This window comes from Desulfofarcimen acetoxidans DSM 771 (assembly GCF_000024205.1).
Classification (GTDB): Bacteria; Bacillota; Desulfotomaculia; order Desulfotomaculales; family Desulfofarciminaceae; genus Desulfofarcimen; species Desulfofarcimen acetoxidans.
Genome location: NC_013216.1, coordinates 2,677,909 through 2,704,485, shown reverse-complemented (window position 1 = coordinate 2,704,485; position 26,577 = coordinate 2,677,909). Strand labels below are relative to the sequence as shown.

The following is a 26,577-nucleotide window of genomic DNA, read 5'->3' as shown; positions in this document are numbered from 1 at the left end:
ATTGTTGCTTGATATAAAAACAGTATAATAGATATCGAACAACATGTTCAATATATTATAAATTGTACTTTATTTTTTGTAAAAAATCAAATGAGGAGGAATGGACTATGAAGAAATCTATGGACTTTCTGGCCGGATTAACGATGACAATAGTTTCAGGTGTTTTCTTAGCCGCCAGTTTAATTTTAATGCTAACCGGAACGGAACCGCCTGTTGACCCAGCTTGGATTACGGTTGTAATTTCCGGCTTACCCCTTTTATACCTTGCAATTACAAGATTGGTTTTTCAGAAATGGATTTCATCCGCCTTGCTAATTTCTATTGCTATGGTTGCTTCAATTGGAATTGGTGAACTCTTTGCAGCAGGCGAAGTCGCTTTTATTATGGCACTTGGTGCTATTCTAGAAGACATGACCGTGGCTCGTGCCAAAAAAGGTATCAGTAAATTGATTTCACTTGTACCACAGCAAGGCAGAAAATTGATTCAGACTGCTGACGGTGTTCGTGAAGAGGTTATCCCCATTGAACAGATATCAAAAGATGATATGCTTCGTGTTCTTCCAGGTGAAACGATTCCTGTTGATGGCATCATTATCTATGGTAATACCTCTGTTGATCAATCAATTATGACTGGTGAATCTCTGCCCGTAGATAAAAAAGAAAACGACAGCGTTTTCTGCGGAACAATGAATTGCTATGGATCGATTGACATCCGAGCTACCCAAGTAGGTGAGGATTCGTCTCTGCAAAAGATAATTGATATGGTTAAGGGAGCAGAAAACAAGAGAGCGCCTATGCAGAAAATCGTTGATAAATGGGCAACATGGCTTGTACCTATTGCTCTTTTGATTGCAATAGTTGCTTATATCATCACAAATGATGTTGTCAGAGCAGTTACTGTATTGGTCGTGTTTTGCCCTTGCGCATTAGCTCTTGCAACACCAACCTCAATTATGGCAGCCATCGGTCAGGCTACAAAACATGGCGTACTGATTAAGTCCGGTGAAGCCTTAGAACGTATGGGAAATGTAGACTGCATTGCCTTTGATAAAACAGGTACTCTTACCTATGGAAATCTGAAAGTATCGGATATTATTCCTCTGGATGTAACTATTAGTAATGTTGAATTACTCTCAAAGGCTGCATCCGTTGAAAAACGCTCTGAACACCCTCTTGGAAAAACAATCGTCAAGTATGCCGAAGATAATGGATTCGTTATTTCCGAAATTGAGGATTTCCAGATGATACCTGGAAAAGGTGTAACGGCAACACTATCCAGCAAAACAGTAATTTGTGGCAACCATCTTTATATAAAGGAAAACTCGATTGCCGAAACCGATAAAATGCAGAATATCTTAGCCAATTTAAAAAATCAAGGCAAGGCATTTATAATCGTGGCTGAAAATGGTAAAGCAATCGGCATCATAGCTCTTTCTGATACCATTCGCCCAACTGCAAAAAATGTTGTTGCAAAACTTGCTGCTACGGATACCGATGTTGTTCTCCTTACAGGTGACAATTATCTGACAGCAAAATATATGGCAGAACAGGTTGGTATCAAGAATATCCGTGCAGATCTCCTTCCGGCACAAAAGGTCTCAAGCATTGAGGACTTACAAAAGAAAAATAAAAACGTTTGCATGATCGGTGACGGTGTGAATGATGCCCCTGCTCTAAAAATGGCGAATGTCAGTGTTGCAATGGGCACTATGGGAAGCGATATTGCCATAGAAGCCGCCGACATTGCCTTAATGAGTGACAACATAGATAAAATACCGTATCTTAAACGATTGTCAAACTCCACTCTCCGTACAATCAAAGTCAACATAACCGCATCCATGGGTATCAATGCCGTAGCCATTGTTCTTTCGGTTTTGGGTCTACTGAACCCCATTACAGGTGCTTTGGTGCATAATGCCGGATCAGTGTTGGTAGTTTTGAATGCATCTCTTCTTTACGATAGAAATTTTGATCAATAACGGGTGGGATTATATTCTCAAATGCATTAGTTGATGCAAAATCAAATCTATTAAGAATCTCATAGCTCATTATTATAAATATCAAACTGTAAATAATGATGACGTTATGGAACCACTAATCAGGCAATTTTATTAACAAATACAACAAAGTTAGGGAGGTATAAAGATATGGAAATGGGAGTTTTTTTATTTTTGATTTTAATAGTAGCTTGTCCGCATTTGTTCAGGGACTTACGGAATTCGGAATCGGTATTTTTATGATGCTTTTTCTTCCTTATGTGTTTAGTTATCAGACGGCTGTTGCTATTACCATAATCTGCGCCATTGTGATGAGCTGTGTGCTCCTATTTAAAACACGAGAAAATGTGCAAATAGAAAATCATGCCAGTTATCATCCTGCTTCTGTTCGCAGGTTTGTTTATTCTTTCCGGCAGATGATTTAAGCTCCACATAGTAGTTAATGGTAATATATTATAATTTTCTGCGCATCCAAGCTTGCTTTTAGTCCTGAGAATTAATATTATATACATATAATCTCAAGCAATTAGGGAGGAATTAATGTGACCAAATATGTTGCTGTTGCCGGAAAAGGCGGAGTTGGTAAAACTACCTTTATGACCTTGATGTTAAGACAAATGGTACGTAAGAAAACAGGAATTTCGATTTTAGCTGTAGATGCCGATCCTAATGCTAATTTAAATGAAGCTTTAGGATTAACTGTCACCACTACTATTTCTGATTATTTGGAGGAGATAAAAAATCTGAAGACTATTCCGGATGAAATGCGATGTACCTTAAACACTAAAGATAAATTTCAACAAGCTCTTATTAAGGGTCAGGATCTAGACTTATTAGTTATGGGAAATCCCCAGGGGCCGGGGTGTTATTGTGTTGCGAATAACCTTTTGCGTATGTATATAGAAAACTTGGGCGAAAACTATGATTTTGTAGCAGTTGATACAGAAGCGGGAATGGAGCATTTTAGCCGTTTTACTATATAGAAACGACTAATAAAGTAATGGTAATTTCTACTCCTATCCTGTAAAATAGAATCAAGTGTGGGGAGGGGTATTATTACCATGAGGAAATTGCATTTAAACAATCCACAAAATTTAACCATTGAGGATTTGAATAAGATAAAAAGAGAAACACCATATAAACTAAGATGCAGAGTTCAAGCTGTTATTCTTGTCATGAAAGGGAGACAAGCAAAGCAGATTGCCGAATATCTTGATATAAGTGAACAAACCATAAGAAAATACGTTGCTTACTTTAATGAAGGTGGAGTTGAAAAACTGCTTCATGTATCAAAAAAACCGGGAAGACCGCCAAGGCTAACCAATGAACAAAAAGAAGAGGTCAAAGAGGTACTGAAACAATCACCATCAGAGGTTGGTTTTAGTACCCATACTACTTGGAATTGTAAAACCCTCGCTTCTTACATTCATGATACATACGGCGTTAAATATACATCAGATGGTGTTTGGCGCATGCTTCTTAAGATGGATTTTCATTATAATCGTCCCACTTATGTATTAGCCAAAGATGAGCTGGAAGAGTTAAAAAAATCTCACTGAATGTGAAATACTACTCCATGTTATTTCGGTTCTATATAGTAGTGATGATTCGACACAAAAGGGCGATATCCTTCCATTTAATGGATTACTTATTTTTATGGTTGTAATTAATATTAATTATGCACCATTATATGGAAAATTTAAATTTTATAATTCGGAAGTTGGGTTTTATTGTTATTTGATTGGGACCATTTACCTGTAACTGCATAACTCATGAAATTGACTAGTAGGATTATTGCGTTTAACTCAGTTAAAATAATTTCTAATTAGTTTACTTGTTGTGCATTTTCCTTGAGATGTGACGAAGTCAGGTTTAGTTGGAAAACTTAATGTAAATGTTCTTTAGCCTGTGGCGGCTTTTCAAACCAACCATTTTCAATTATAATTTTTAACCCGTCCTCTAAAAATTTTAAGATTTCTGCCTGTAGCTGTAAGAAGACTACCATTAAATCGTGCCTTACAACGGACAAAGCTCTACCATAGGATGCACTTAATACAACATTAGATGACCTTATTTGTTGCATCATAAGCTTATCTGAGAATGGTGAAATTTTTGATTCTGTAACACCAGAATCCCAGGTCATTGACACAGGTAAATTATTATTCATTAACAATGAACTGAAGGTTTTAACATGTATAGATGCAATTTCTTTTCCCTTTTCCATATAACGTTGTACTTGTTCCGATCTGGCTACCTGACTAAAACCAATACACATAGCATTTCTTTGTAAATTTCTTTGAAGCTCTGAAAATAGATGAGAAATTTCTATAGAATTAAGGGGTCTTTGTTTACCTAGAAAACCGGACAGATAACTTTGTTTTTTTGCAAAATCTATGTTCTCAGGAACAGGAATATACGGTGGTCTTATATATAACCCTTTAGACAACATAGCACTTATGACTCTGTTATAAATTTCTGCCGGATCTGCAACACATTCTGTAAAATATTTACGAATATCCGTACGGGTACACATATATATAGCAGTACTATACCCTTCAAGTCTACTTCTAGTCAATTCTTCTATAAAAAATAAAATTGCAGAATCGGAAAAAAGACGGGGAGCTTTAAGATTTACATCTTCATCCGTAAAGCCAATAGGAGTGGGGTGGTTTTCCCTAGCGGGAGTTTACGAATTATTAGAAACAGATCCCTTCTATGCCAGCAATCACAAGGCATCGGAGGGATAAAAGTGTATTACCCACCAAGTGTATACTTCCCTATATCTAAAACCTCTAATAATCTCTTTTCTTCAGCAGATATTTTCGTTAATGAAAAACACTCCCTGTCCTTTTTTGAATTACCCTTCTTTGGATAAACGGTAATAACCTGTTTAATATCAGATAATCTTGACAGCATTTTGTTTATACTCATTTTAAGGCCATTTTCATGCAGAACGCGGTTTAACAAACAACAAAGTCTTAAGGCCAGTACGCAATAGAAAGCATGAACTTTAATTTTTTGATCAGTCCAATGATGTATTGGACGAAAACCTAAAAATGTAGTGTCTTTCATTTGCCTAAAATCGTCTTCTATATGATATTGTGATCTGTATGTGGAGATTATCTTATCATTTGGCCAATCATGATTATCCGTAAATAAGACTGTCTTGCCAAGAAAATGTTCTTTAACATAGTTAAATTGTTTGATATTAATAGAAAAATCAAGATGAGCAAGACCATCTTGTTCATATATCTGAACATCGAAAATATCACTCATAAACTCGCCGTGAAGAATAGTGGCAACATTTTTTTGTACAGATGTAACCGTGGGCTTACGCCCTTTTGTAGTTACACCGGCAACACGATCAAGTAATGATTTCTGCAGTACTCGTAACTTAAGAGTACATTTTTCAATATTAATTGCAATGCTCTGCATCTGTCCGGCAAATAACTCAGGATTGCAAACCACTAAAACTGTCATTTCCCGGTTATAAACGGAAAGCGTAGTCCGGTATGCCTTAACATTTCTAAAATTATCACTGTTAACCGACTCGTATTCTTGAATTGGAATATCAAGCAAGGATTTATTTTGAGAAAGCCTAAGAGAACCTACAACATTAAAAGCAAATTCACCGCTCATAACAAGATCCATATTATTTAGAGAATTGTTTCCCTTATCAAAAACAAGGGTTGCATTTCCCGGTTTACCGCAAATATTAATATAGCGGTTCTTAAGTTTCTCAATAACTGCCTTAAACTCAACAGAGTCGTTGTCATTGCCCGGATAAACATCATAAAAAAGAGGGACATTGAAATCGGGAGTAACCATCATTGCTAAACCGACAATCTTCAAATCAGACCTCTTTTCCTTGCTGTGGCCCCGTTGTGGTAACTTATCGGCTGATAACGTATCAATATATGTAAAAAAGTTGGTTGCATCGTAAATAAGCAAATCGGTAGAAAGATTATATTTATCAACGATAAGTTGCGTAAATTCATTTTCAAAACTCTCAATAGCTGAGTCAGATAATAAACTCATATTATCCCAGAATCTTTGACTTGTTAATGATTGTTTTGGAGCAGGCAGCATTCTATAAAGCATTGTTTTATCATACCATTCACCAATTTGGAACTTGCTAACAGGTTTAACGACCCTGTTTATAGCAGCCAGCAGCATATATTCTCCGACACTTAACCCTTGTTCGCGTTTGGGAGCATACTTATCAATTATTTCAATAACACCGAGCTGCTTGGCAATATCATACAAAGCACACACGGTGCCAAACTCTAAAACAATACTGTACTTGGGATTTTCCAAATCAGATTTGCCTTCAACAGCCTTGGCAATATCCTCGGCACGTCCAAGATATTTTTGCCGGACAATTCTTGGCTTACCGTTAACTCGGGCAGACTCTACCAGATAGTAATAAAATTGATTTTTTTTCTTCTTTTTAATGATCGAAGCCATGGAAACCTCCCTTTATTATGGTAGGGTAATACATAACTTCGACACTTATGCATAAAATTCCTGCATACATCAATAAAGTCTTTGAAATTAAGCATTTCATAACCAAAAAACATGTCTAAAATGTTAAATATGAGTTATGCGGTAGGGTAATACACTTTTTCTTCATCAATACCACTTTTTAATTGCAAAAAAGTCCTTTAAAATCAAGGCCTCCACTAGTTTTTTAGATGATAATTTCTGTTCATTTGTTCATAACGACATGCTAATTCGTAAACTCCCGCTAGAATAAATTTGTGAAATTATGTTAAGGTGTTTTTTTGCGATACCCAGTGTATATTCTAAGATTTGTTTCACATCTTTATCTTCAACTGTTCTTAAAAAGTAACTAATAATACGTTCCTTAATACTACTTTCCATCCAAGAAGCCCAAAGATTAGCAAGTTCTGATGAAGTAATTCTTACGTTTCGTTCGGCTTCAATGGCCTTATTAACTGTTTTTACATCGTTAAGTGGTGAAGGCTCGGTATTGCTTTGACGTATTTCCATTTTTTGTTCCCCCATCAATATATTTTTTTAGAATATATTTACTATTATCATTTACATTTTCAAAGAAAATTTTGACACCGCTGTTCATGTAGACGCCCCAAAGGTTTGCAAGTACCACAAAGTCAATCTTATATTTTGTTCTGTTTATTATTCATCACTGAATCAAAATCTTTCTCAGGGGATTGTTCAACAGGATTTTTTATTTCCATGTTTCATCCTTCTATTACCTACTGTTTGTAATCCTTTTAAAAGTTTCCTGTTTTTCAAAAAAGCATTTTCCATTATAACACTCCGGCATCGATACTGTTTTAGATTTTTTCTTATATATTATTACCCCAGAACTAAAAATTAATGGACTAAAATGTAATGAAAATGAAATACTATTTTATATTGCATGTCAAACGGTACTTACCAGACATAGAATCGATACCTTAAGAAAAACTATCATAAAGGATCTGATAATATAGTAGAGAGGTGGTTGTAATGGATGAATCTCTGCTACCACAGTTTAAAAAACATATAGAGGAGACTGGTTTTCGGACTTTGGTTGGGGTTTGCTCACTAGTTTTTGGTTCATATATTATTGCATATAATTCTGGGAAAACACAGGACAAAGATTATTAGGCATATTAAAACTTTAAATCTACTAAAGCCTTGATTTTATTGGAATTGTTAGAGCTATTACAAAAACATCTTATTTTGTTTGAGCAAGCCCATCTGGTGTGTAAGCATATAGATTCTAAAGGGTGATAATTATGTTAGAGTTATTTAAAAAGTTGATACCCTTCCAGCATACTGAAGAAGAAAAACCCATGCATGCAGGTGAGGTATACCATCTATGGGAAGGACTTACCGGCGGTTATAAGCTGATAGAAGAAGCAGAAATGTATCTAATGAACACTGAAGATCCTGAACTTCAGTTACTGCTGAAAGCACTAACAACAGGCATTTTTCTGGTAGAAATCAGAAAAATAGAAGATGTGTTAAAAAACGAAGGTTTTACTGTACCACCACGGCCTGTTTCTAAGTTAAAACAGGGTGCTCCTGGAACAGGTCAAGAAGTCAAGCTTACCGATAAAGAGGTAGTAAAGATTATGGTATCTCAAGGTCAGATATATATTATGTTTAATGCACGTGCAGTGATGGCATCCAGTAGGGAATCGATTCGCAAGATATTTAAAAATCTGATGGGTGAGCATATTATAGCATATAAGGCCTTTATTAAGCTTGGTAAACAAAGAAATGTTTTTGACATTCCCCCAGCGGCAACAGTAAGACAGAATGCACTTAATATGGCTGAGGTTGGTGTAATATGGGATGAATTAACAGCCAGACACCTAAGTCAAGTTAACTTAGAAACATATCTAGCAAGTATACAAGATAATGATTTAATTAAACTTATCAAATGGGGACTCAATGGGATTGTTTTTCCACAGATGGAGAAGTTAGAAAACATTCTTAAAAGCGAAGGGTTTAGTATTCCTCCCAGACCTCCTATACGCACAGAACAATATAGCCCAGGACAAATAAATAAAATAAGAGCTAGTGATGATGAAACTCTAGGAGTTCTTACTTTAGCTTTTCAGTCTGCCATAATTATGCATTCAAGAGCTTTAATGACAATACTTAGGGATGACATATTTAGTCTTTTTAAAAGCTTTCTTTATAAGGAATTTGAAGGTTATGAAAAGCTTATGTCCCTCGCTAAAAGTAGATTTGTCCTAGATAATCCGCCTAAGGTAAGTTCCATTAGAATGTGATTTCTTAAACTATTTATACTTAACTTATCATAAAAAATTTTGTGAGGATGTCAATATGTTAGAAGTATTTAAGAAGCTCTTACCCTACCAAAAAAACCGAAGAAGAAAAACCGATGCATGCAGGGGAGATATATCATCTTTGGGAAGGACTTACTTCTGGCTATAAACTAATAGAAGTGGCAGAAATGTATCTTATGAATACCGAAGATCCTGAGTTACAGATATATTTAAAAGCATTAACGACAGGTGTATATTTTTTAAAAATAAAAAAATTGGAAGATGAATTAAAGAAGGAAGGGTTTACTGTACCACCCCGTCCAGAGTCTAAGTTAATACAAGGTTCAGCCGGAGCAGGCCAGAATGTTAAACTTACTGATAAAGAGGTAATAAAAAATATGGTAGCGTTTGGGCAAATATACATTATGTATAATGCCCGTGCAGTAATAGCTTCGAACCGGGAATCAGTACGAAGGACATTTAGAGATCTCATGGGCGATCACCTAATAGCATACAAAACTTTTTTTGCTCTTGGTAAAAAGAGGAATATCTTTGATCCCACACCCCCTGCCACTGCAAAGCAGAACTCGCTAAATATGAGTGAAATCGGTGTATTATGGGACGCTCTGACATCCAGGCACTTGAACCAGGTAAAAGTAGAGACATATATGGCTAGCATTAAGGATAACAATTTATTAAGTGCTATGAAAACTTTACGTAATGATGTAATAATGCCGCAGATGGAGAAGATAGAAAATGTTCTTAAAAACGAAGGATTTACCATTCCTCCTAGACCTCCTGTACGTACGGAACAATATAGTTCGGGACAGGTAAATAAAATAAGATCCAGTGATGATGAAACACTGGGAGCACTAGGATTAACCCTGCAAGCTAACGTAATCATAGATTCGAGATCCCTTACGACAGTAGTAAGCGATGACTTATTTGCTTTATTTGAGAAGTTTCTTTATCAACAATTCCAAAGCTATGAAAAGTTCATGTCTTTGGCTAAAAGTAGGTTTATCCTTGATATTCCTCCGGCAGTTACCTCTCTAAGGATATAAGTCTTGTTGAGTTGGCGGTAAGAAACTACATTTTTAAACTTTTGATTGACCCTAACGTTTGATAATAAATTTATAAAAGAGTTTTAAATATAAAGGCAGCAATTTTTTGCCAATAAGGCAGGAATCTTAGCGGTAAAAGCAGAAAAGCCATCCCTTGGAATAAAAACAAGGAGATGGCTTCTTTCATCATTAGAAGCATAGGAGTCACGAGTTTGCTGACCCTCTCCCCATGCTTCTCAGATGGTGACCGAAGTCCCACTACAAGATGAGAATACCAATTCCTTGCCCAGATGTTCAGTGTTATCTGAAAAATTATAAAGATTTTTTACCTGACAAACCGGTTTGCCTTAATGATCCGTCTCACCGGCCATACTGGAATAGCCACTGGTACCGGAGATTGTGTATAGATCATGTTTTTGAAATTAAAATTCCCATATTCAACGCCTATTGTGAAAAGGCTCGCTGGCTACTGGGGCTGGCGAGCTTATTTTTATTTTAAACTGTACTATTAGACAATTAGATAGTGCAATTCTAATTAAGTTCTAGTTCGTTCAGGAGGAAGTTTTTAACTTCACTTGGCCCAGTTAACTGAAGTCTAACATATTCGTCTTGGTTTATTAATACCGAAAATTGAAGGAAAGGGCAACATTTTTTTTCGAGAGGAATCCAGTCCGCAAGGTCGTGAAGAAAGTCTCTTTCTGACACAGAAAAGATAAAAGAATATCCATCGGCTAGTTCCTCTGTTCGAATCAGATCGTTGAATATTTTATTTCTTAGTTGAGTGTAGTGATTTTTCTCCTCCTCGCTAAACGTAAATTTACAGCATGCAATACTACAGTTTTGATTCATGGATAATCCTCCTCGTGTAAGTAGTAAACTTGTCAATTCTTGTCTTTTCCGTTATACTTACTTGAGTATAAAACTTAAAGTTAACTTTAAGTCAATAGGGAAAAAATGAGGTGTTGTCCATATTAAGCATTGGTGATGTTGCTGAGAAAGTTGACTTGAATCCATCTACATTAAGGTTTTATGAGAAAATGAGCTTGATTCCGAAGCCACTGCGAATTGGCGGTCAAAGAAGATATGAATCCAACGTAATTGGCAGGATTGAATTAATTAAGATTGCCCAAAGAGCAGGCTTTCGCATTTCGGAAATCCAATTCTTACTGAATGGATTTGATTCAGATGTCCCCCCCTCAGATAGATGGAAAGCAATGGCAGTTAATAAACGGATGGAGTTGGAGGAGAAGATTCTTCAAATTAGAACGATGCAAAACGTGTTAGAAAACAGTTTGAATTGTAACTGTTTGTCTTGGGATGAATGTTTCAAAAATATACAGTTGAGCATGGAGGTGAAAAATGATATTTAGATCAGCGGTACTTTTCTTTTTAGCGGGTCTAGCTGAAATAGCCGGGGGATACTTTGTATGGATTTGGTTACGATATGACGCGAGTATTATGTGGGGAATATTAGGGGGAATCGTTTTAATTCTATACGGTGTCATCCCTACGCTTCAGGTCTATCCTAATTTCGGAAGAGTATACGTGGCATATGGAGGTATTTTTATTGTCTTATCCCTATTATGGGGATGGGGAATAGACAAAAAGAGGCCTGACCGTTATGATTGGATTGGTGCAATGATTGCACTGATAGGTGCGATAATCATAATCTGGATGCCAAGGTAACCGGCTGTATAAGTTTAAATTTACTGTTATACTTAAAATGAAAATTTACATCATGCTATAAACAAGCAGGACTCACTAGCTAACATTGGTGAGTTCTTTTTTTATCTCGAAAACTTACGAAGTCAAACAAAGGGGGGCACCTTACGAAATTATCCGGCTGCTTACAATAGGGGAATTCTGTATAAAAAAAGTGCACAAATAAAAAACCGAACGTTTTATCAACATTCGGCTTCGTTTTTATTTTGGTGTCAGAGGAGGGACTTGAACCCTCACCCTCTCGGATACGCCCCTCATGGTCGCGTTACTTCGTGGTAGGATGTTTATTAAGTCTTAAAGTAGTTATTGAAGTACTGAATGGTTGGCAGGACTTGCTTGTAGAGAAATATTTAATGCGTTGGTTGAGAAGGTAGAAATTCTCTCGCCAACACATTTTCTATTAAAAAGTAGGATGAGGGCAGAGAAAAATATTTATAGATGTGTCAGTACAATTATTACCATGGATATTTACGTGGGTTGCGGGGTTTTGGGGCTTTGATGCTGCAGCTTGAGGCGATAGATATCTGGGTAGACTGCGATAAGCGTTGGTTCTGGCCAGGGAAGAAAAGGCCGCACTGGAAGTTGAGTTGGGCAAGGCTCAAAACAGATCCCAACCCCTTCAACATATACAGCGTAACAGCCAGAAAAATCAACCCGGTGGTAATAAACCTGATAATTATGTGTAAGTAGCAAGGTGGGCTGAAAATTTATAGTTGGCGGGTGCAGCACCAGTGCAAGGAGACTGTTTCAAAAATGTATTTTTCAATTTATGGCATCAATATACAGTAGTTGATTTTAAAATAAGAGCTATATATTGGGATTCAACGTCTGAAACAAGGAATTTTGAAACAAGATCTAGAAAAAACAACCTCAAACACGTACCAAATTTGGATTAATGTAACTGACTTTTTATATACCCAAGGCAACACAAACTAAAAACTCAATAAATACATTATTCTTTTCCATTAACTAAGTTCTCATATTCATAACAACTAGGCAATTGTTTTTTAAGCAACTCAATTGAAGATAGCTTCTCCTCACTAGTAGAGCAATTCTTAATTATCATTGAACCACAAATCGGCATGGTATATAATTTCCTATAATACATAACAGGTGGGGAGACCAAACTATGCCATTCATAAGTCAAAGAGCAAAATTAGATTTGACAACAGAAGAAATAAATAGATTAGAAAAAATTATACATTCAAGAACAGAAAGTGTGAGTCATATTGAACGGGCTAAAATGTTTCTCTTGTATCATCAAGGAGAAACAATAGCTTCAATTGGTAGAATATTAGAGACTAACCGTGCAAAAGTAGAACGACATATAGATAAAATTTTACAATTTGGCTTAGATATAGCACTCAATGATCTTCCTCGTTCAGGCAGGCCGGATACAATAACCAAAGAAGATAAAGCGTGGCTTGTTTCTCTTGCTTGCCAAAAACCTAAGGAATTTGGATATAGCTATGAATTATGGACAACAGATTTATTAGCCAAACATGCACGAAATCATTGTGTAGAAAATGGCCATCCAACCCTGCAAAATCTAGCAAAAGGTACAGTATCAAAAATACTTTCAGCAAACAAAGTTAAGCCACATAAAATTAAATATTACTTGGAAAAAAGGGATCCAGAATTTGAACAAAAAATGGCTAACGTGTTATATGTCTATAAAGAAGTTGAAATGGTATCAAAAAATGATGAACAATCAATGTATGCTTATATATCATATGATGAAAAACCCGGTATTCAAGCTATAGAAAATATTGCTCCGGATCTTTCTCCTTCTCCTGGAACGTATTCATGTCTTGCTCGTGATTATGAATATGTTCGCCATGGTACACTTAGTCTCATGGCCGGTATTGATTTGGTAACAGGTCATATCTTAGCTCAAGTAGAAGACCGCCATCGTAGTATTGAGTTTGTAGAGTTTCTAAAAATGATAAGTGAGTACTACAAAGATATAGAGAAAATAGTAATTATATTGGACAACCACTCCGCTCATATTTCAAAAGAAACAAGGGCTTATCTTAGTACTGTCCCAAATCGTTTTGAATTTGTTTTTACACCAAAACATGGATCCTGGTTGAACTTAATTGAATCATTTTTTGGCAAAATGGCTAAATCAATGCTGAGGGCTATTAGGGTAAAAACTAAAGAAGAATTAAAAGATAGAATTTACAAATATATAAAAGAAATTAATGATTGTCCTACTGTTTACCGCTGGAAGTACAAAATGGATGATATTGAAATAATTTAAATTATTAGTAGAAATTATATTATTTAACTAGCTTATTGATATGTTAATTAGGAATCGTTCTACTAGTATATAAGTGAAAGCCCTGTCCATCGTGGCATACTTTTATAAATGTAGTTGGAAATTCTAAAGAAAGATTCAGAATAGATCTGTCAAGGATCCTCTTTTGCCAGTTCTTAACTTTTTTGGTGTAGTAAGTTAAGTTATCCCCGAATGAAATAAACAATCTTTGGTTTGACGAAGCTAAACAAAATGCTTCATTTAACACAACTTTCAAAGAGGCAGTATTTTCTACCCGAACTCGAAATAAAGGGATATTATACTTCTGTAACCCTTCTTTTATAGAGAATACCCAAGACTTATCGGCTAAGCGGTCTAAGGTGTAATCTATTTGATTTGCATTAAAATTTCCTACAATATTTTTAAAATCATTGTCTGCTTCAAAGTAAAAGAAAATTGGAAACCTATTTTGATATACTAGGAAGTCAAAAAGAAATTTTTCTGTTTCTGTGACATAATTGGAATAATTTACGCCAAAATAGTAAAGTGCTTTTAGCTTACCAACTATTTTAAATGAAGTAACAACATCTTCAGCTTTCTCTATCTGGATAAATATTTTTGCTATTATAATTCCTCCAGTGTTAGCATTTTTTAAATTCTGGATCATATTGCACTCTATAAATAAACGGGGCAGGTAAGAAGCCTGTTCATAAATTTCTTATTAATGAGACTTGAGTAATAGTCGTAAAGAATATCTTCAATCTCGGAGTATTTCAGAAACAGAGCAAATATTCCATTTATATATTCGCCCTATGGAAGATAATCCCCTTTCTAAATTTCATTAAGATATTTACTGCCATAAAGTTTATGTAGTGTTGGTTATCGGGATGTTATGGATTTTCGCGATTTTTGCAAAACTTTACGATGCCGATACAACGGCTTATCGATAATAACGACCTTGACATGATAAAAATGGGAGACATTTCTGCTTTCAGCAATTAAATAGGAAAGCCGATTACTAATACCCCTCGTGAATCCGCGACGTTGCCCGTGGCAAGCATGGATTTCCTGGTGAGTAATGTATAGGGAGCTTCCGTGATGCGTTGGCTCTGGCAAAGGAAGAAGAAATTAAGGGATACTCAGGGCAGTTGGCCCAGGGCTTTATCAATGAGAAATTGTTCCTGGAGCTATCAGGCGATGCAAATAGGGAACTGGCCAAATTTGAAGAACAGCTTATTGAATTGGCAAAGCTTGAGGAATCTAACGAATATGATAAGGAAAATATTGTTAAGAGTATAGATATACTGAAAGAAATTATTCATAAGAAAGCCCTTACAAATACTAATATTAGCCTGTTGATTGACAAGATAATTATAAAGGAAACAGATGAAATCGGCGAGTATAACAGGCCGAAGCTGGATATAGAGATTTTTTGGAATATGCCGTGTATGAATTTATCGGAAAGTTATTACAGAGAGGCTGTTTGAAGCAGTTTATACAGGGAGAAAATAAAAGGCTCACTGGCTTTGGCTAACGGGCCTTTTATTTTAGGTAGAAAGGATTACTCTTTCGAATAACTTGTTGGTAATGTCCAAATAAAAAGAAGGCTCCGGAATAGAAACCTTCTTTTTTACTAAATATCAAAATTTTAAGTTAAATGCCAAACTTAGGTGGATATTTAACAGTTCCTTTTATATTCATCAATGCTCCGGAACTAAGTTCAAGAACCATAAATGCTTCATCCGGCACTTCGAATGTTGCTTCCAGATATTGAGACCTAGCTGGTATAAAACCGAAACGTGGATAATAATTTGGGTGACCAACTACAATCACTATTGTATATCCCAATTTTCTACATTCATTCAAGCCGTGTTTAATAAGCTTGGAACCAATACTACGGTTCTGGTAATCCGGAAGAACCGCTAGTGGTGCAAGTGAAAGAACCGGTATATGTTCATTATCCGTTTCTATAGCAATGATACTAAACATTATATGTCCCACAACTGTGTTATTGATTACTGCCACTAAAGATAATTCGGGAATATAGTTGTCTGATTTTCTGATAGCTTCGACCAGATTTGGTTCACAGTCTTGGTTAAATGCCTTTAAATTAACATTATAAACTGCGGGATATTCTATTAGAGATTCAGGTCTGATTACAACCATTTTGGGGATTCCTCCTAAAAATATTATTGTTACAGAAGAATCCTTTCATGGTTAGAACATGCGTAAGAAACTAGGAAGGACTTCCGTAACCCCTTATTAGTGCTATTAACAATACCGTCATCTAATCAACTCCTTTATGAATTTCTAGTAAATTATACCATGTTTTCTAATATACGCAAGAAGTTATATGTCGCATAAAAAGGAAAATATACATCAAACTTTAAACAATCAGGACTCACTAGCTAACATTGGTGAGTTCTTTTTTTTATTTCGAAAACTTACTAAGCAACAAGAAGGGGAGGCGCCTTGCAAAATTATTTATTGACCAGGTGGTCTAATGATACAAAAAAGTGGCAGTCGGTACCGATGACTCTAAAAAATTAAAGGAATTTCCGAAAATATGGAGAAAAGATATTTTTAAGGAGATGATTTGGTTTGTTGTTACCCCCGTCTATAATTGCATATAATTTTTTTGCTATGGGGCTAAATGTCGTTGCAGTATTATACTTAACACTTACATTGTTTGGTGCAAGAACAAGTCTTAAACAAAACCACTTATTTTTAATCTCTGGAACCTTAGCTAATGGTGTAATATTAAATGTTCCAGGTGGGTTAAACTATGCTTATAAATCATTATTTTACATTTTGGTTACGCTGTTCTTATTAAAGGTAATTTGCAACTTCAAGCTGAAAGAGGCATTCTTTTCTGTTGCCATATTTTCGATAATTGATGCTTTAGGGGAAACCGTAGTTGCATTGATTTCTGTGGAGGTTTTTGGATATACGGTAACCTATTTTCATCAACATATATTACTATTACTGTTTGGAGTGTTAATCCAAAACACAATTAATATTTCAATTATACTTTTAATAAGAACGTATAAGTACAAAAAGGATTTGGCCTCGCCATCAACTAACAACCCGGCATTGTTCATCTTACTAATGTTACTAACTGCAGTTTTCTTTAACTTTGTCGGGCTACTTAATCCCAGTTTAAATTTGAAAACCGTGGTTTTATACAATGCGATTATAGTCTCACTGTTGCTGATATGCAGTATCCTATTCTTTTATTTAATTGATAAGTTAAGAAAAGGAGTGGGAATTGATACTCTAACAGGTCTGTGGAATAGGCAATTCTTTCATGTGAACTTACAAGAGGAGCTTGAACGAACAAATAGAACGGGTAACCCTACATCCTTAGCTATTATAGATGTGGACAACTTTAAAAAAATCAATGACACATTCGGACATCTTGCAGGTGATGTAGCGTTGAAAAAGATAGCAAACACTTTAAGACAAAATGTTCGACGCATTGATACGGTGGTTCGTTGGGGCGGAGAGGAATTTGCAATTGTTTTTTCCAATGCAGACATTGAGACTGCTTATGAAGTAGTAGAGAGAATTCGCAAATCTGTTGAAGCAATTGAATTTATGTGTCAAATTACGATTAGCATAGGTTTAAGTTCAACAAACCTTACAACAAATCTAGATGAATTGGTACATGTTGCAGACAAGGCCCTATATAGAGCGAAAGAAACAAAAAATACAACGATTATATTTGTAGAAGCTCCATCTTACTAGTGGTATATATTACTTGATCCGGGCACAGCTAACAGCTTTGAAGGCCTAGACCGTATCTTATTTGCTAACTGACTAAAAAAGTAGCAATACGTTTAGATTTGTTAAATCGGACTATGGTAGGGAAATTGTGTATAAAAAGTGTTCAAAATTAAAAAATCCGAACGTTTTATCAGCATTCGGCTTCGTTTTTATTTTGGTGTCGGAGGAGGGACTTGAACCCTCACCCTCTCGGATACGCCCATCATGGTCGCGTTACTTCGTGGTAGTTTTCTTTTCTGGAGTCAAAAGAAAATAAAGCTTTATGAGGTAATTGAACCGTTGTGGCAGAGGATATAATTTTAAAGGAAGTGCCAGACTGTGAATATGTTTTCTATCAACTCTTTTGGCTTAAAAACTTTTTTTCCTCGTGGGAGAAGCCGCAAAGGTCAATGTATAGCCCTTTTCTTTTAATTCCTGTATAGTGTATTTCTTTGCTTTGTCAAAGCGGTCAATATTGGTTTCCTGCCAGTTTACATGAAGATGCCATGGATCTTACCCAGGAAGTACTCGTGAAAGTGTTGACTAGGCTGGATAAATTTCAACTTAGCCGGCCCTTTAAGCACTAGCTGCGTTAGGTTATAGTAAATGCCTGTTTGAACAACCTCAGGCGGCGTGCTCCGGAGATAATTTCTCTCGATCAGTTTGTTGCCGAAGACATTGCGCTTGGAGGATACCCTTGCCGGAATTACATGGTGAAATACCGGAAGACAGATATGAACAATTCTTGCTATAATTAAAATAAAGATAGGAGATAATGTCGTTTGTAGTATGGAGGCGTTAAACCATGAGAAGTATATTTTTCTATCAAACAGATATTGGGGAAATAAGAATAGCAGAAAACGGAACCGCCATTACGAATCTATATTTTCAAGAGGAAAACATTGCCGAAGACTTTGTCGTACAAGAAACAAATCTTCTCAAAGAGGCAGCTGAACAGCTGCGGAGCTACCTTGCAGGAAAACGTAAGAAATTTGCGCTACCCATTGCCCCTAACAGTACAGAGTTCATGCTTAGCGTTTGGGAAGCTTTACGCACTATTCCCTATGGTGAAACACGGAGCTACGGAGAGATTGCGCAGAGCGTTGGTAAACCAAAAGCATCAAGAGCGGTAGGACTTGCAAACAACAAAAATCCGATTCCAATTTTTATACCCTGCCATCGGGTTATCGGCGCAAACGGAAAGTTGGTCGGCTATCTTGGGGGACTTCAAATCAAAGAGTATCTTTTGGAGTTAGAGAGGTTATATGGAAATTTTTAATTATGGTCAAGTTGAAATAGATTATTTAAAGAAGAAGGATAAGAAGCTGGCAGAAGCCATCGAAAGAATCGGGATAATAGAACGTGAGATCATCCCCGATTTGTTTGCTGCCCTTGTGCATAGCATTATTAGTCAGCAAATCTCTAGTAAGGCAGCTGCTACCGTCTGGAACAGGTTTTTGGAGCGTTTTGATGAGATTACGTCACAAAAAATTGCATACACTACTGCTGAAGAAATACAACAATGTGGTATTACGATGAAAAAAGCTATCTACATAAAAAGTATCGCCGATGCTGTGATGCAAGGTGAATTCAATATTGATGAATTATCAGAACTACCTGACGAGGAGGTATGCAAACGCTTGTCTGCTTTGAATGGTATAGGCGTTTGGACTGCTGAAATGCTGATGACATTTTCCATGCAGAGACCCAATGTAATGAGCTGGGGTGATCTTGCAATTAGGCGAGGAATAATGATGTTATATCACCACAGAAAATTGGATAAAGCAAAATTCGAGAAATATAAAAGGAGATATTCACCGTACTGTACAATAGCATCACTCTATCTTTGGGAAATAGCTGCTGGCCGCTAATATACGGAGTAAATTTCGTTATTTATTAAGTTAAAACATTAAACATCTATGATAACTGTTTTGATAATAGCAATAAGCTCACATTAGAAATTAAACAGTTACACGTTAGTCAAAATCATTTGATTCGCCTGTTCAAACAGCAATTCAACATAACTCCTATTGAGTATATCAATAAATTGCGAATAAAAAAGGCAACCCAACTTCTTTCTGATGCACATATGAATGTACTGAACATTGCTCTTTTGTGTGGATTCGGGAGCTTATCCACTTTTTATGAATGTTTTAAAAAGTATACTGGTATAACGCCTAATGAATATAGAAAAACTGATAGCGCCGGATTGTGCAATAGGTGATGAGAAAGATGATTATAAGTGCCAGCAAACGCACAGTATACAGCACCATAATATTCACTCGCCTCGGATGATTGGTCAGTCATGTGCTGATGATAAAATAACAAACCCTTAGGATTTTACCTTTCCTTTACATAAATAGTGCTTGACAATTTTTTTAAAAAACAGTATATTACCAGTGATAAATACTATGATAGGGACATGGTGCAGAAGATTTCCTTACAGAGAGCTGTCAGCTGCTGGAAGACAGTAGGATATACTGAAACCAAATCATCCTTGAGTAGACAGGCTGAAACTTGATAATATGGGGATTAAGCGTGTACGGTTTCTCACCGTTAAATGAGAGTACATTGTTAGATGTACATTAAGTGGTCGTTTTACACGGCAATTTAGAGTGGTACCACGGAAGCTTTTAACAGCCTTCGTCTCTATGAATTTAGAGGTGAGGGCTTTTTAATTTTAAACAGGGCGGCACAAGTTCATCTCTTCTCTGCACAAAAAGAAAACTATAATTGATTGGAAAGAAAAAGAGGAAATTAAAATGTTAACTTTAGACAGAATTTATCATGCTTTATACGTTCTGAAAAATGTTGTCCGACAGACTGATTTAATTTATGGGCCAAATGTTAATCCGGAAAGTTAAATTTATTTAAAAACTGAAAATTTACAGGTGACCGGCTCCTTTAAGGTACGCGGTGCATGCTATAAAATCTTCCAATTAAGCGAGGAGGAAAAAGTAAAGGGTGTTATTGCTTGTTCTGCTGGAAACCATGCACAGGGCGTTGTTTTGGCAGCAACCAAAAACGGCATTAAATCTTTAATCTGTCTACCAGACGGTGCTCCGATTTCCAAGGTGGAGGCAACCAAACACTACGGTGCAGAGGTTTGTTTAGTTGAAGGTGTTTATGATGATGCTTGTCAAAAAGCATTGCAATTAAAGGAAGAAAAGGACTACACCTTCATTCATCCTTTCGACGATGAGAATGTTATCGCAGGACAGGGAACTATTGGCTTAGAGCTTTTAGAACAACTTCCAGGGGTTGATGCTGTCATTGTGCCAATCGGTGGCGGTGGACTAATTTCAGGTGTGGCTTATGCAATAGGCTCATATTTAAAATGTACCTGGACGGCTACGGCTGCAATAAAATATCACAGTATCTAAATAAAAATGGATATGAAACCCCATCAGTTCATGAAATGAAAAAGTTCGGATTTGGGTGGAAGCCGAATTGGACTCAGAAGGATTTGTGGTATGCGACAAGTGTAAAGAGAGTATTGAGAAATGATGCCTATATTGGTACTCTCCGTTGCAGTGTTACAAAGGTGAGCAAAATGAAAGGTAAGAAAGTCAGGGTGGACAAGGAAGATCAATTTGTTCACCCTAATTTTATGCCCGCTATTATTAATGTAGACGACTTCAACATGACCCAACAAATATTCGAAAAAAGGTTTAATGAAAAGGTAATGGCCGGGAATCAAAAAATTCATAAATATGCCGGGATATTAAAATGTGATAGTTGTAAAAAGGGCTTTGTCGCCAGAAACGGCAAAACAAAATCAGGGAATAACATTACTTATGTATGTTCGACCTTCCATAAATATGGCTCGAATTACTGCGGTAGCCATAGGATTATGGAGGAAGATCTGGACGAAATTATTATGGCTAATTTGAAAGTGCTTCTTTACACTGCCGGGTTAAGGCTTAGTGAAGTTGATAAAACTATTGAAGATAGGCTGAATAAAAAAGGGACTACGTTAATCAGACAGAAAAAGTGAGAATTCAGATACATAAAAAGGAAGAAGGGATTAACGGATACTCCAGGCAGCTGGCCCAGGGGTTCATCAATGAGAAACCGTTCCTGGAGCTATCGGGGGACGCAAACAGGGAACTGACCAAACTTGAAGAACAGCTCTCCGAATTGGAGAAGCTTGAGGAGTCGAACGAATATGAAAAGGAAAATATTATTAAAAGCATAGATGTATTGAAAGAAATTATTCAGAAGAAAGCCCTTACGAATACAAATATTAGCTTGCTGATTGATAAGATAGTTATTAAGGAAACAGATGAAATTGGTGAGTATAACAGGCCGAAGCTGGATATAGAAATTGTTTAGAATACGCCATTTATGAATATTCAAAATTATAGGGATGCTGTATAAGAAATGCAGCCCTATTATTATATTAAAATTAAAATCACACTTAATAAAGTTAATTTAATTAACAAAAATAATTAATATTATTAATTCAATAGTTGACTTAAAGCGATGGACCTGATATATTAATAATCGAGGTGAGAATAATTAGCAATAAAATTTTAAACCGTTGTCCTGTGTGTGAACATGAAATGATAATAACTAATTTAGCTTGCAATAACTGTCGTACAAAAATTGAAGGGGAGTTTTTACCTTCTAAATTTTGCCGCTTACCCCAAGAACAAATAGAATTCATTGAGGTCTTTCTAAAATGCAGGGGCAGTATTAAAGATGTTGAGAAGGAACTTGGTATTTCCTATCCCACCGTCCGTAACCGCCTGGATAGTGTTTTACAAACCCTTGGTTATGGAACTGGTAAAGCAGAAATCCCTCTAGAATCAACTAACCACCAAAATATTCTAGATGCACTGGAGAAAGGGGAAATAACCCCTGAAGAAGCGGCTCAGCAATTAAGGAAAGTAAAAAGGTAAATAACCAAAATATGTTTTAGGATGGTGTATCGTAATGAGTAATGAGAAAATTAAGATTTTGGAAATGGTCCAGAATGGTACCATTACTGCCACTGAAGGCTTAGAACTATTAAAGGCAATAGAGGACAATGATATTAAGGCTGTTAATCCCTCAAATATAAGTGGACGTTTCATAAGAATTCGTGTTTCCAGTGGCCAACATACCAAGGTAAACGTTAACGTTCCCTTAAGCTTATTAAAAGTAGCCACAAAATTAGCGGATGTTGGATTAAAGTTTATCCCAGAAGAGGCACGCCTGGAAATGGAGAAAAAAGGGATTAATTTACAAGGTATCAATTTTGAAGAATTGGTGCAACTAATTGACGAGGGCTTGGTAGATGGCAAATTAGTGGATGTAGATACAGATGACCCAAAAGAAGGTCGCACGAAGGTAGAAATATATGTGGAATAAGTACCAAAGCCACTTTGTCTTAGTAAAAGTTCGTCATGGGGTCTGGAAATTTATTTTCCCCGTACCCTTATTTATATTTGATGATTTACTTAAGTCTGTATTAGATCTAGTAGTTTTGGGAGAATGTTTTACTTCCCGCCTGAAACTACTGAGAATGTCAATTAGTATGGTTTTACAACTACTATACGAAATACGTCAACTGGGTCGTTGGCAAATGGCAGATATAACTTTCTGCAAAAATCAAATCAGTATTTCATTTTATTAATGGGGTACTAGTATGAAAAACTTAATTATCATAAGTTTTACGAACGCTTTTGGGTTTTATATTACAAGTATACTTTTTCCTGCAATATCTTTATCCTCAATAATCGCGATGCTTTGGGCAAGCTTTCTCCTCGGAATAATTACATTATTTTTGCAACCTGTTCTACTACTTATTTCACTACCTGTAAATTTAATAACAATGGGCTTATTTACATTGGTAATTAATGCGTGGCTTATACAGTTATCGACTTACCTTACTACAGGTATCAGTATACCTACCTTTAAATACTCACTTGCAACAGCATTTATTATATATTTAATTAACAGGACCAGGTTTGCATTATTATATTACCGGGACGGCCCGTAAAGTCCCTGGCTTCAGCCCTTACCATTATCCACAAGTACCAGATGGATGAAAAAGATTCCACATAGTGGTCAGATCTTGAAGACGCCGGAAGCCACGCCAGAGAACCTTAAGGCCGGGGTAACTGTAATCATGCTATATTTATTTGATTCAGCAGAAAAACTGTTAGCCATTGATACCGTCTTTGCTGAGTATGACCGCAGGTGGAAAACCCAGAAATACCAGCGGCCAACCATCGGTGCGTTAACGACATGGCTGGCTCGCGAGGCTTAGGCCATTCACCGAACAAAACAAATAGAGGACGTGTGTACAACGCTTTATTGCTGATTCCAGTAAACACTATGCGTGTTAATAGCACACGCTGAGAAAAACAAAAAGGACTATGGCATAATACCATAGTCCTTAACTTAAAGCCTTTTTGGTGTCGGAGGAGGGACTTGAACCCTCACCCTCTCGGATACGCCCCTCAAACGTACGGAGGAAAAAAACGATCCTCAAAAAAACCTGTATCCCTTGTGTTTCAAGGCCTGCGGCGGTTTTAATACCGCGTAATATTTTTAAGCAATGCGTACATATACCTTAAAAATATTACAATAAAATATTTTGGGTGTGTATGCGGATAGAATGTACGCTTAATATATTATTTTCGCCAAAGAAAATTATATTCCTTCAAATGGCAAAAATAATTTATAGTTATCCGGGTTTATGACCCGGTTTTTATCTTTTGTGATGTAGTTTAAACTACGCCTAACTTAGGGTGTTTTTTATTTTGGGTATTCGGGTTTTATGGTGTAAGGTAAATGCTGGATACCTAGATATGTAGATTTATGTAAGTGAGCATAATGTTAACCTATCTTTCGCAAGATAAAAATTTAAACCTGTAAGATAGTGGTGCATAAGTAATATTAATTACAACCATAAAAATAAGAGATCCATGAACTGGAAGGACTTCTGTTTTTTGTGTCGAATTATCACTAATAAGAATAAATATTAGTGAGGGATCGTCATGGACTTACAACCTATTTTAGAACAACTAGCCAAATTACCCCCCGAAATATTGATGAAGATAATGCCCGAATTAAAAGTAGAAGTTCCGAAGGCAGATCCCTCAGGTGCAGTACTTATCGGTGTCTTTTTAGCAAGAAGCCTGGGCATCGGTAAAATAATTGACAACTTTATAGGCGAAGAATATGTTACTTATGAGCATCTACGTGAAGACAGAGCCAACGGTTCTAAATGTCGGGTAAGTACTGGTTTGGCATGTGAAATAATGGTTGGCGACATGCTGGGCAGAAATAAAGATCTCACCCGTTTATATAAATTTGAAGAAGCTTGTGAAAACTGGCAAGTCGAAACAATACTTGGTATACCATCCGAAAAATTTAATGATGACAAAATGGGTAGAGCCCTTGACGCTATAAACTCAAATGCAAAATATATGGCTAATGTATTGCAGGATATTGTTTTATCAGCATCCAAGAGATTTGGAATCCCACTTAACACTTTTTACAATGATACATCTTCCGTTCCAGTCTCTGGTGTTATGGAGGATAACGATAAAGTTCAATTCGGGTACGGTGGTCTACCGGGTTTAAAACAATTAATCCTCAATCTTACTATAGCCTCTGGTGCATCTTTGCCGGTAACATCATCAATTGATCCCGGTAATGTTCAAGGTGGCACGACTTTTGAGCGTTCATTCGAGAAGGTTAAAGAGATTACCGATGACCAAGAATTTGAGATGATTATTGATCGTGGTATCCTAACCCAAGATAATATGCATTTGATGCTTACTAATAGCAACAAAAAGGCCTTTTTTATAGGCCCACTCAAGGATGAACTATCGAAAAATTGGGTCTTAGAGCAATTAAATGAGGCTAAAAAAGATGATTTTGCTACTATTGACTATCGCTCTAAGAAAGAAATAGAAAGAAATCTATCCAGACACTACGAGGCATTAGAGACAAAATATACGTTTAAGGTAAAACTTGATCCTCCCTCAGAGGGTAGTAAGAACAAAAAGCAACTCAAAAAAAGTAAGCGAATATTTGCGACCCATACCATAAGGGCGGTTATTTATTGCGATTTAAACAAAAAACCTAAGGAACAAGAGCGTCGTCAAAAGCGTATAACCAGCACAGAAGATGCATTAGTAGAACTCAATGGCAAGCTCAACAAACGTAACTTAATCACGAAGGAAGCCTGTGAAAAAGTAGTAGATAATATTTTTAAAGGGCAGCCTGATATGCGTAGGCTGTTTAATGTAACAATTAAACTAAATCAACATAATGCCATTGTTATGTCCTGGTCAAAAGATGAAGCTATAATTCCAGAGCTTGAGAAAACCGATGGTATCTTTGTGCTTTTAACCAACCACGACAAAGAGAAGGTTGATGCTAACGAACTGCTTACCCGCTATCGTGGTAGGAATGATATCGAAATTAGTTTTAGGTTTTTGAAGGGTTCTCTTGATTTACAACAAATATTCCTTCGCAATCCTGAAAGAGTAGATGCCTATTGCTTTTTAAAAGTATTGGCTATGCTTGTGCTTAATTTAGCAGCCTGGCTGTTAGCTAAAAATGGCAAAAAGATGTCTCCCCAAAAATTACAGAAAGAACTTGGCGACCTAACTATCTCAGAACAAAGGTTGCAGCCTATTGGTATAAGCCATTGGAATGGGACGAATATTCCTAATACCATTGATGTATTGGTTAACCTGTTTAACTTACCACATCCACTTGAATTAATAGAGGTTATTAATTCAGCAATCAATTTTTCTTATCATATTGAGAAATGGTTTAAGGATAATTTAAGAAAATAAGGTTTGGCAGTGATTCCCAGTTTAATAATCCCTTAGTGCGAAACCTGGGGTTAATTATGCGACATAGGAAGGAATGGTGAGTTAAATGATAGATTTGATGCTTCATTTGATAGGTTCGGGAAAACTGTATTTATGTCAAGGACGGAAGCTCAAAGATCTTTACCAAAGCTAATAATTTAACGACTTATTTCAATA

The 26,577-nt window shown here is 36.2% G+C and carries 27 protein-coding genes, 3 pseudogenes and 1 other annotated feature; of the genes and pseudogenes, 23 read left to right on the top strand and 7 right to left on the bottom strand.

Features of this window, described 5'->3' with window-relative positions; genetic code table 11:
* Positions 1 to 107 precede the first annotated feature (107 nt).
* The 3 genes and pseudogenes from DTOX_RS12465 to DTOX_RS12450 all read left to right on the top strand — a co-directional run bounded on the left by DTOX_RS12465 (position 108) and on the right by DTOX_RS12450 (position 3,556).
* Complete coding sequence (locus tag DTOX_RS12465; RefSeq protein ID WP_015758038.1) at positions 108 to 1,979, top strand: heavy metal translocating P-type ATPase; 1,872 nt, start codon at positions 108 to 110, stop codon at positions 1,977 to 1,979.
* Between the two features lie 560 nt (positions 1,980 to 2,539).
* Positions 2,540 to 2,977: pseudogene (locus DTOX_RS12455) on the top strand (AAA family ATPase); the annotation flags it as partial.
* Positions 2,978 to 3,058: 81 nt separating this feature from the next.
* Positions 3,059 to 3,556: a helix-turn-helix domain-containing protein gene (locus tag DTOX_RS12450; RefSeq protein WP_042315799.1), complete on the top strand. Its 498-nt coding sequence runs from the start codon at positions 3,059 to 3,061 to the stop codon at positions 3,554 to 3,556.
* Between the two features lie 326 nt (positions 3,557 to 3,882).
* Here DTOX_RS12450 and DTOX_RS24845 read toward each other — a convergent pair whose 3' ends face one another.
* The 4 genes and pseudogenes from DTOX_RS24845 to DTOX_RS12435 form a co-directional block, all read right to left on the bottom strand.
* Positions 3,883 to 4,410 (bottom strand): DUF3231 family protein, encoded by a 528-nt coding sequence (locus tag DTOX_RS24845; RefSeq protein WP_340140021.1) that lies wholly within the window; start codon positions 4,408 to 4,410, stop codon positions 3,883 to 3,885.
* Positions 4,405 to 4,662, bottom strand: a pseudogene (locus tag DTOX_RS24840) (DUF3231 family protein); the annotation flags it as partial. The pseudogene DTOX_RS24840 and the gene DTOX_RS24845, both read right to left, overlap by 6 nt.
* A gap of 89 nt (positions 4,663 to 4,751) precedes the next feature.
* A complete protein-coding gene (locus DTOX_RS12440; RefSeq protein WP_015758036.1) occupies positions 4,752 to 6,464 on the bottom strand; it encodes an IS1634 family transposase in 1,713 nt (570 codons plus the stop codon).
* 249 nt (positions 6,465 to 6,713) lie between these two features.
* The gene (locus DTOX_RS12435; RefSeq protein ID WP_042315797.1) at positions 6,714 to 7,010 is read right to left on the bottom strand and encodes a DUF3231 family protein; all 297 of its coding nucleotides are present in this window, start codon (positions 7,008 to 7,010) and stop codon (positions 6,714 to 6,716) included.
* Between the two features lie 483 nt (positions 7,011 to 7,493).
* Here DTOX_RS12435 and DTOX_RS23035 point away from each other — a divergent pair, with 483 nt between their 5' ends.
* From DTOX_RS23035 to DTOX_RS12425, 3 genes are all read left to right on the top strand, one after another.
* Positions 7,494 to 7,634: a hypothetical protein gene (locus tag DTOX_RS23035; protein ID WP_015758035.1), complete on the top strand. Its 141-nt coding sequence runs from the start codon at positions 7,494 to 7,496 to the stop codon at positions 7,632 to 7,634.
* Positions 7,635 to 7,765: 131 nt separating this feature from the next.
* Positions 7,766 to 8,770, top strand: coding sequence for a DUF3231 family protein (locus DTOX_RS12430; RefSeq protein WP_015758034.1), 1,005 nt, complete (start codon positions 7,766 to 7,768; stop codon positions 8,768 to 8,770).
* A gap of 113 nt (positions 8,771 to 8,883) precedes the next feature.
* On the top strand, positions 8,884 to 9,831 hold the full coding sequence (locus DTOX_RS12425; protein ID WP_015758033.1) for a DUF3231 family protein: 948 nt from the start codon (positions 8,884 to 8,886) through the stop codon (positions 9,829 to 9,831).
* Between the two features lie 531 nt (positions 9,832 to 10,362).
* Here DTOX_RS12425 and DTOX_RS12420 read toward each other — a convergent pair.
* On the bottom strand, positions 10,363 to 10,680 hold the full coding sequence (locus DTOX_RS12420) for a hypothetical protein (RefSeq protein WP_015758032.1): 318 nt from the start codon (positions 10,678 to 10,680) through the stop codon (positions 10,363 to 10,365).
* 110 nt (positions 10,681 to 10,790) lie between these two features.
* Between DTOX_RS12420 and DTOX_RS12415 the strand changes: the two genes are divergently transcribed.
* From DTOX_RS12415 to DTOX_RS12405, 4 genes are all read left to right on the top strand, one after another.
* Positions 10,791 to 11,201 carry a MerR family transcriptional regulator gene (locus DTOX_RS12415; protein WP_015758031.1) on the top strand — a complete coding sequence of 137 codons (411 nt, stop codon included), beginning with the start codon at positions 10,791 to 10,793 and terminating at the stop codon, positions 11,199 to 11,201.
* On the top strand, positions 11,191 to 11,517 hold the full coding sequence (locus tag DTOX_RS12410; RefSeq protein ID WP_015758030.1) for a YnfA family protein: 327 nt from the start codon (positions 11,191 to 11,193) through the stop codon (positions 11,515 to 11,517). Before DTOX_RS12415 ends, DTOX_RS12410 begins: the two co-directional genes overlap by 11 nt.
* A gap of 531 nt (positions 11,518 to 12,048) precedes the next feature.
* Positions 12,049 to 12,243, top strand: coding sequence for a hypothetical protein (locus tag DTOX_RS23030; protein WP_157862944.1), 195 nt, complete (start codon positions 12,049 to 12,051; stop codon positions 12,241 to 12,243).
* 439 nt (positions 12,244 to 12,682) lie between these two features.
* Positions 12,683 to 13,816 carry an IS630 family transposase gene (locus DTOX_RS12405; protein WP_015756644.1) on the top strand — a complete coding sequence of 378 codons (1,134 nt, stop codon included), beginning with the start codon at positions 12,683 to 12,685 and terminating at the stop codon, positions 13,814 to 13,816.
* 43 nt (positions 13,817 to 13,859) lie between these two features.
* On the opposite strand, the gene DTOX_RS12400 is transcribed toward DTOX_RS12405, so the two are convergent.
* The gene (locus tag DTOX_RS12400) at positions 13,860 to 14,480 is read right to left on the bottom strand and encodes a hypothetical protein (RefSeq protein ID WP_015758028.1); all 621 of its coding nucleotides are present in this window, start codon (positions 14,478 to 14,480) and stop codon (positions 13,860 to 13,862) included.
* 436 nt (positions 14,481 to 14,916) lie between these two features.
* On the opposite strand from DTOX_RS12400, the gene DTOX_RS12395 reads away from it, so the two are divergent.
* Positions 14,917 to 15,300, top strand: coding sequence for a DUF4368 domain-containing protein (locus DTOX_RS12395; protein WP_015758027.1), 384 nt, complete (start codon positions 14,917 to 14,919; stop codon positions 15,298 to 15,300).
* Between the two features lie 166 nt (positions 15,301 to 15,466).
* Here DTOX_RS12395 and DTOX_RS12390 read toward each other — a convergent pair whose 3' ends face one another.
* Positions 15,467 to 15,979 carry a GNAT family N-acetyltransferase gene (locus DTOX_RS12390; protein ID WP_015758026.1) on the bottom strand — a complete coding sequence of 171 codons (513 nt, stop codon included), beginning with the start codon at positions 15,977 to 15,979 and terminating at the stop codon, positions 15,467 to 15,469.
* Positions 15,980 to 16,414: 435 nt separating this feature from the next.
* Here DTOX_RS12390 and DTOX_RS21555 point away from each other — a divergent pair, with 435 nt between their 5' ends.
* The 12 genes and pseudogenes from DTOX_RS21555 (at position 16,415) to DTOX_RS12330 (ending at position 26,382) form a co-directional block, all read left to right on the top strand.
* Complete coding sequence (locus DTOX_RS21555; protein WP_015758025.1) at positions 16,415 to 17,560, top strand: GGDEF domain-containing protein; 1,146 nt, start codon at positions 16,415 to 16,417, stop codon at positions 17,558 to 17,560.
* Between the two features lie 823 nt (positions 17,561 to 18,383).
* Positions 18,384 to 18,857 carry a methylated-DNA--[protein]-cysteine S-methyltransferase gene (locus DTOX_RS12380; RefSeq protein WP_015758024.1) on the top strand — a complete coding sequence of 158 codons (474 nt, stop codon included), beginning with the start codon at positions 18,384 to 18,386 and terminating at the stop codon, positions 18,855 to 18,857.
* The gene (locus tag DTOX_RS12375) at positions 18,844 to 19,449 is read left to right on the top strand and encodes a DNA-3-methyladenine glycosylase family protein (protein ID WP_015758023.1); all 606 of its coding nucleotides are present in this window, start codon (positions 18,844 to 18,846) and stop codon (positions 19,447 to 19,449) included. The genes DTOX_RS12380 and DTOX_RS12375 overlap by 14 nt, the downstream gene beginning before the upstream one ends.
* Before the next feature lie 44 nt (positions 19,450 to 19,493).
* Positions 19,494 to 19,802, top strand: a complete 309-nt coding sequence (locus tag DTOX_RS25345) for a helix-turn-helix transcriptional regulator (RefSeq protein ID WP_083773434.1) — start codon at positions 19,494 to 19,496, stop codon at positions 19,800 to 19,802.
* A 178-nt stretch (positions 19,803 to 19,980) separates the two neighbouring features.
* Positions 19,981 to 20,232, top strand: a binding site (T-box leader).
* 108 nt (positions 20,233 to 20,340) lie between these two features.
* Positions 20,341 to 20,907 (top strand): annotated as a pseudogene (locus DTOX_RS12370) (threonine ammonia-lyase); the annotation flags it as partial.
* 8 nt (positions 20,908 to 20,915) lie between these two features.
* Positions 20,916 to 21,575 (top strand): recombinase family protein, encoded by a 660-nt coding sequence (locus tag DTOX_RS12365; protein WP_015758022.1) that lies wholly within the window; start codon positions 20,916 to 20,918, stop codon positions 21,573 to 21,575.
* Positions 21,572 to 21,913: a hypothetical protein gene (locus tag DTOX_RS12360; RefSeq protein ID WP_015758021.1), complete on the top strand. Its 342-nt coding sequence runs from the start codon at positions 21,572 to 21,574 to the stop codon at positions 21,911 to 21,913. The genes DTOX_RS12365 and DTOX_RS12360 overlap by 4 nt, the downstream gene beginning before the upstream one ends.
* A gap of 176 nt (positions 21,914 to 22,089) precedes the next feature.
* Entirely contained in the window at positions 22,090 to 22,482 is a 393-nt protein-coding gene (locus tag DTOX_RS12355) for a DUF2089 domain-containing protein (RefSeq protein ID WP_015758020.1), read from the top strand.
* 34 nt (positions 22,483 to 22,516) lie between these two features.
* Positions 22,517 to 22,933 (top strand): SHOCT-like domain-containing protein, encoded by a 417-nt coding sequence (locus DTOX_RS12350; protein WP_015758019.1) that lies wholly within the window; start codon positions 22,517 to 22,519, stop codon positions 22,931 to 22,933.
* A gap of 277 nt (positions 22,934 to 23,210) precedes the next feature.
* The gene (locus tag DTOX_RS12340) at positions 23,211 to 23,564 is read left to right on the top strand and encodes a phage holin family protein (RefSeq protein WP_015758017.1); all 354 of its coding nucleotides are present in this window, start codon (positions 23,211 to 23,213) and stop codon (positions 23,562 to 23,564) included.
* A 75-nt stretch (positions 23,565 to 23,639) separates the two neighbouring features.
* Positions 23,640 to 23,834 carry a hypothetical protein gene (locus tag DTOX_RS12335; protein WP_042315789.1) on the top strand — a complete coding sequence of 65 codons (195 nt, stop codon included), beginning with the start codon at positions 23,640 to 23,642 and terminating at the stop codon, positions 23,832 to 23,834.
* Between the two features lie 733 nt (positions 23,835 to 24,567).
* Positions 24,568 to 26,382 (top strand): IS1634 family transposase, encoded by a 1,815-nt coding sequence (locus tag DTOX_RS12330; RefSeq protein WP_015758016.1) that lies wholly within the window; start codon positions 24,568 to 24,570, stop codon positions 26,380 to 26,382.
* Positions 26,383 to 26,577: the final 195 nt, after the last annotated feature.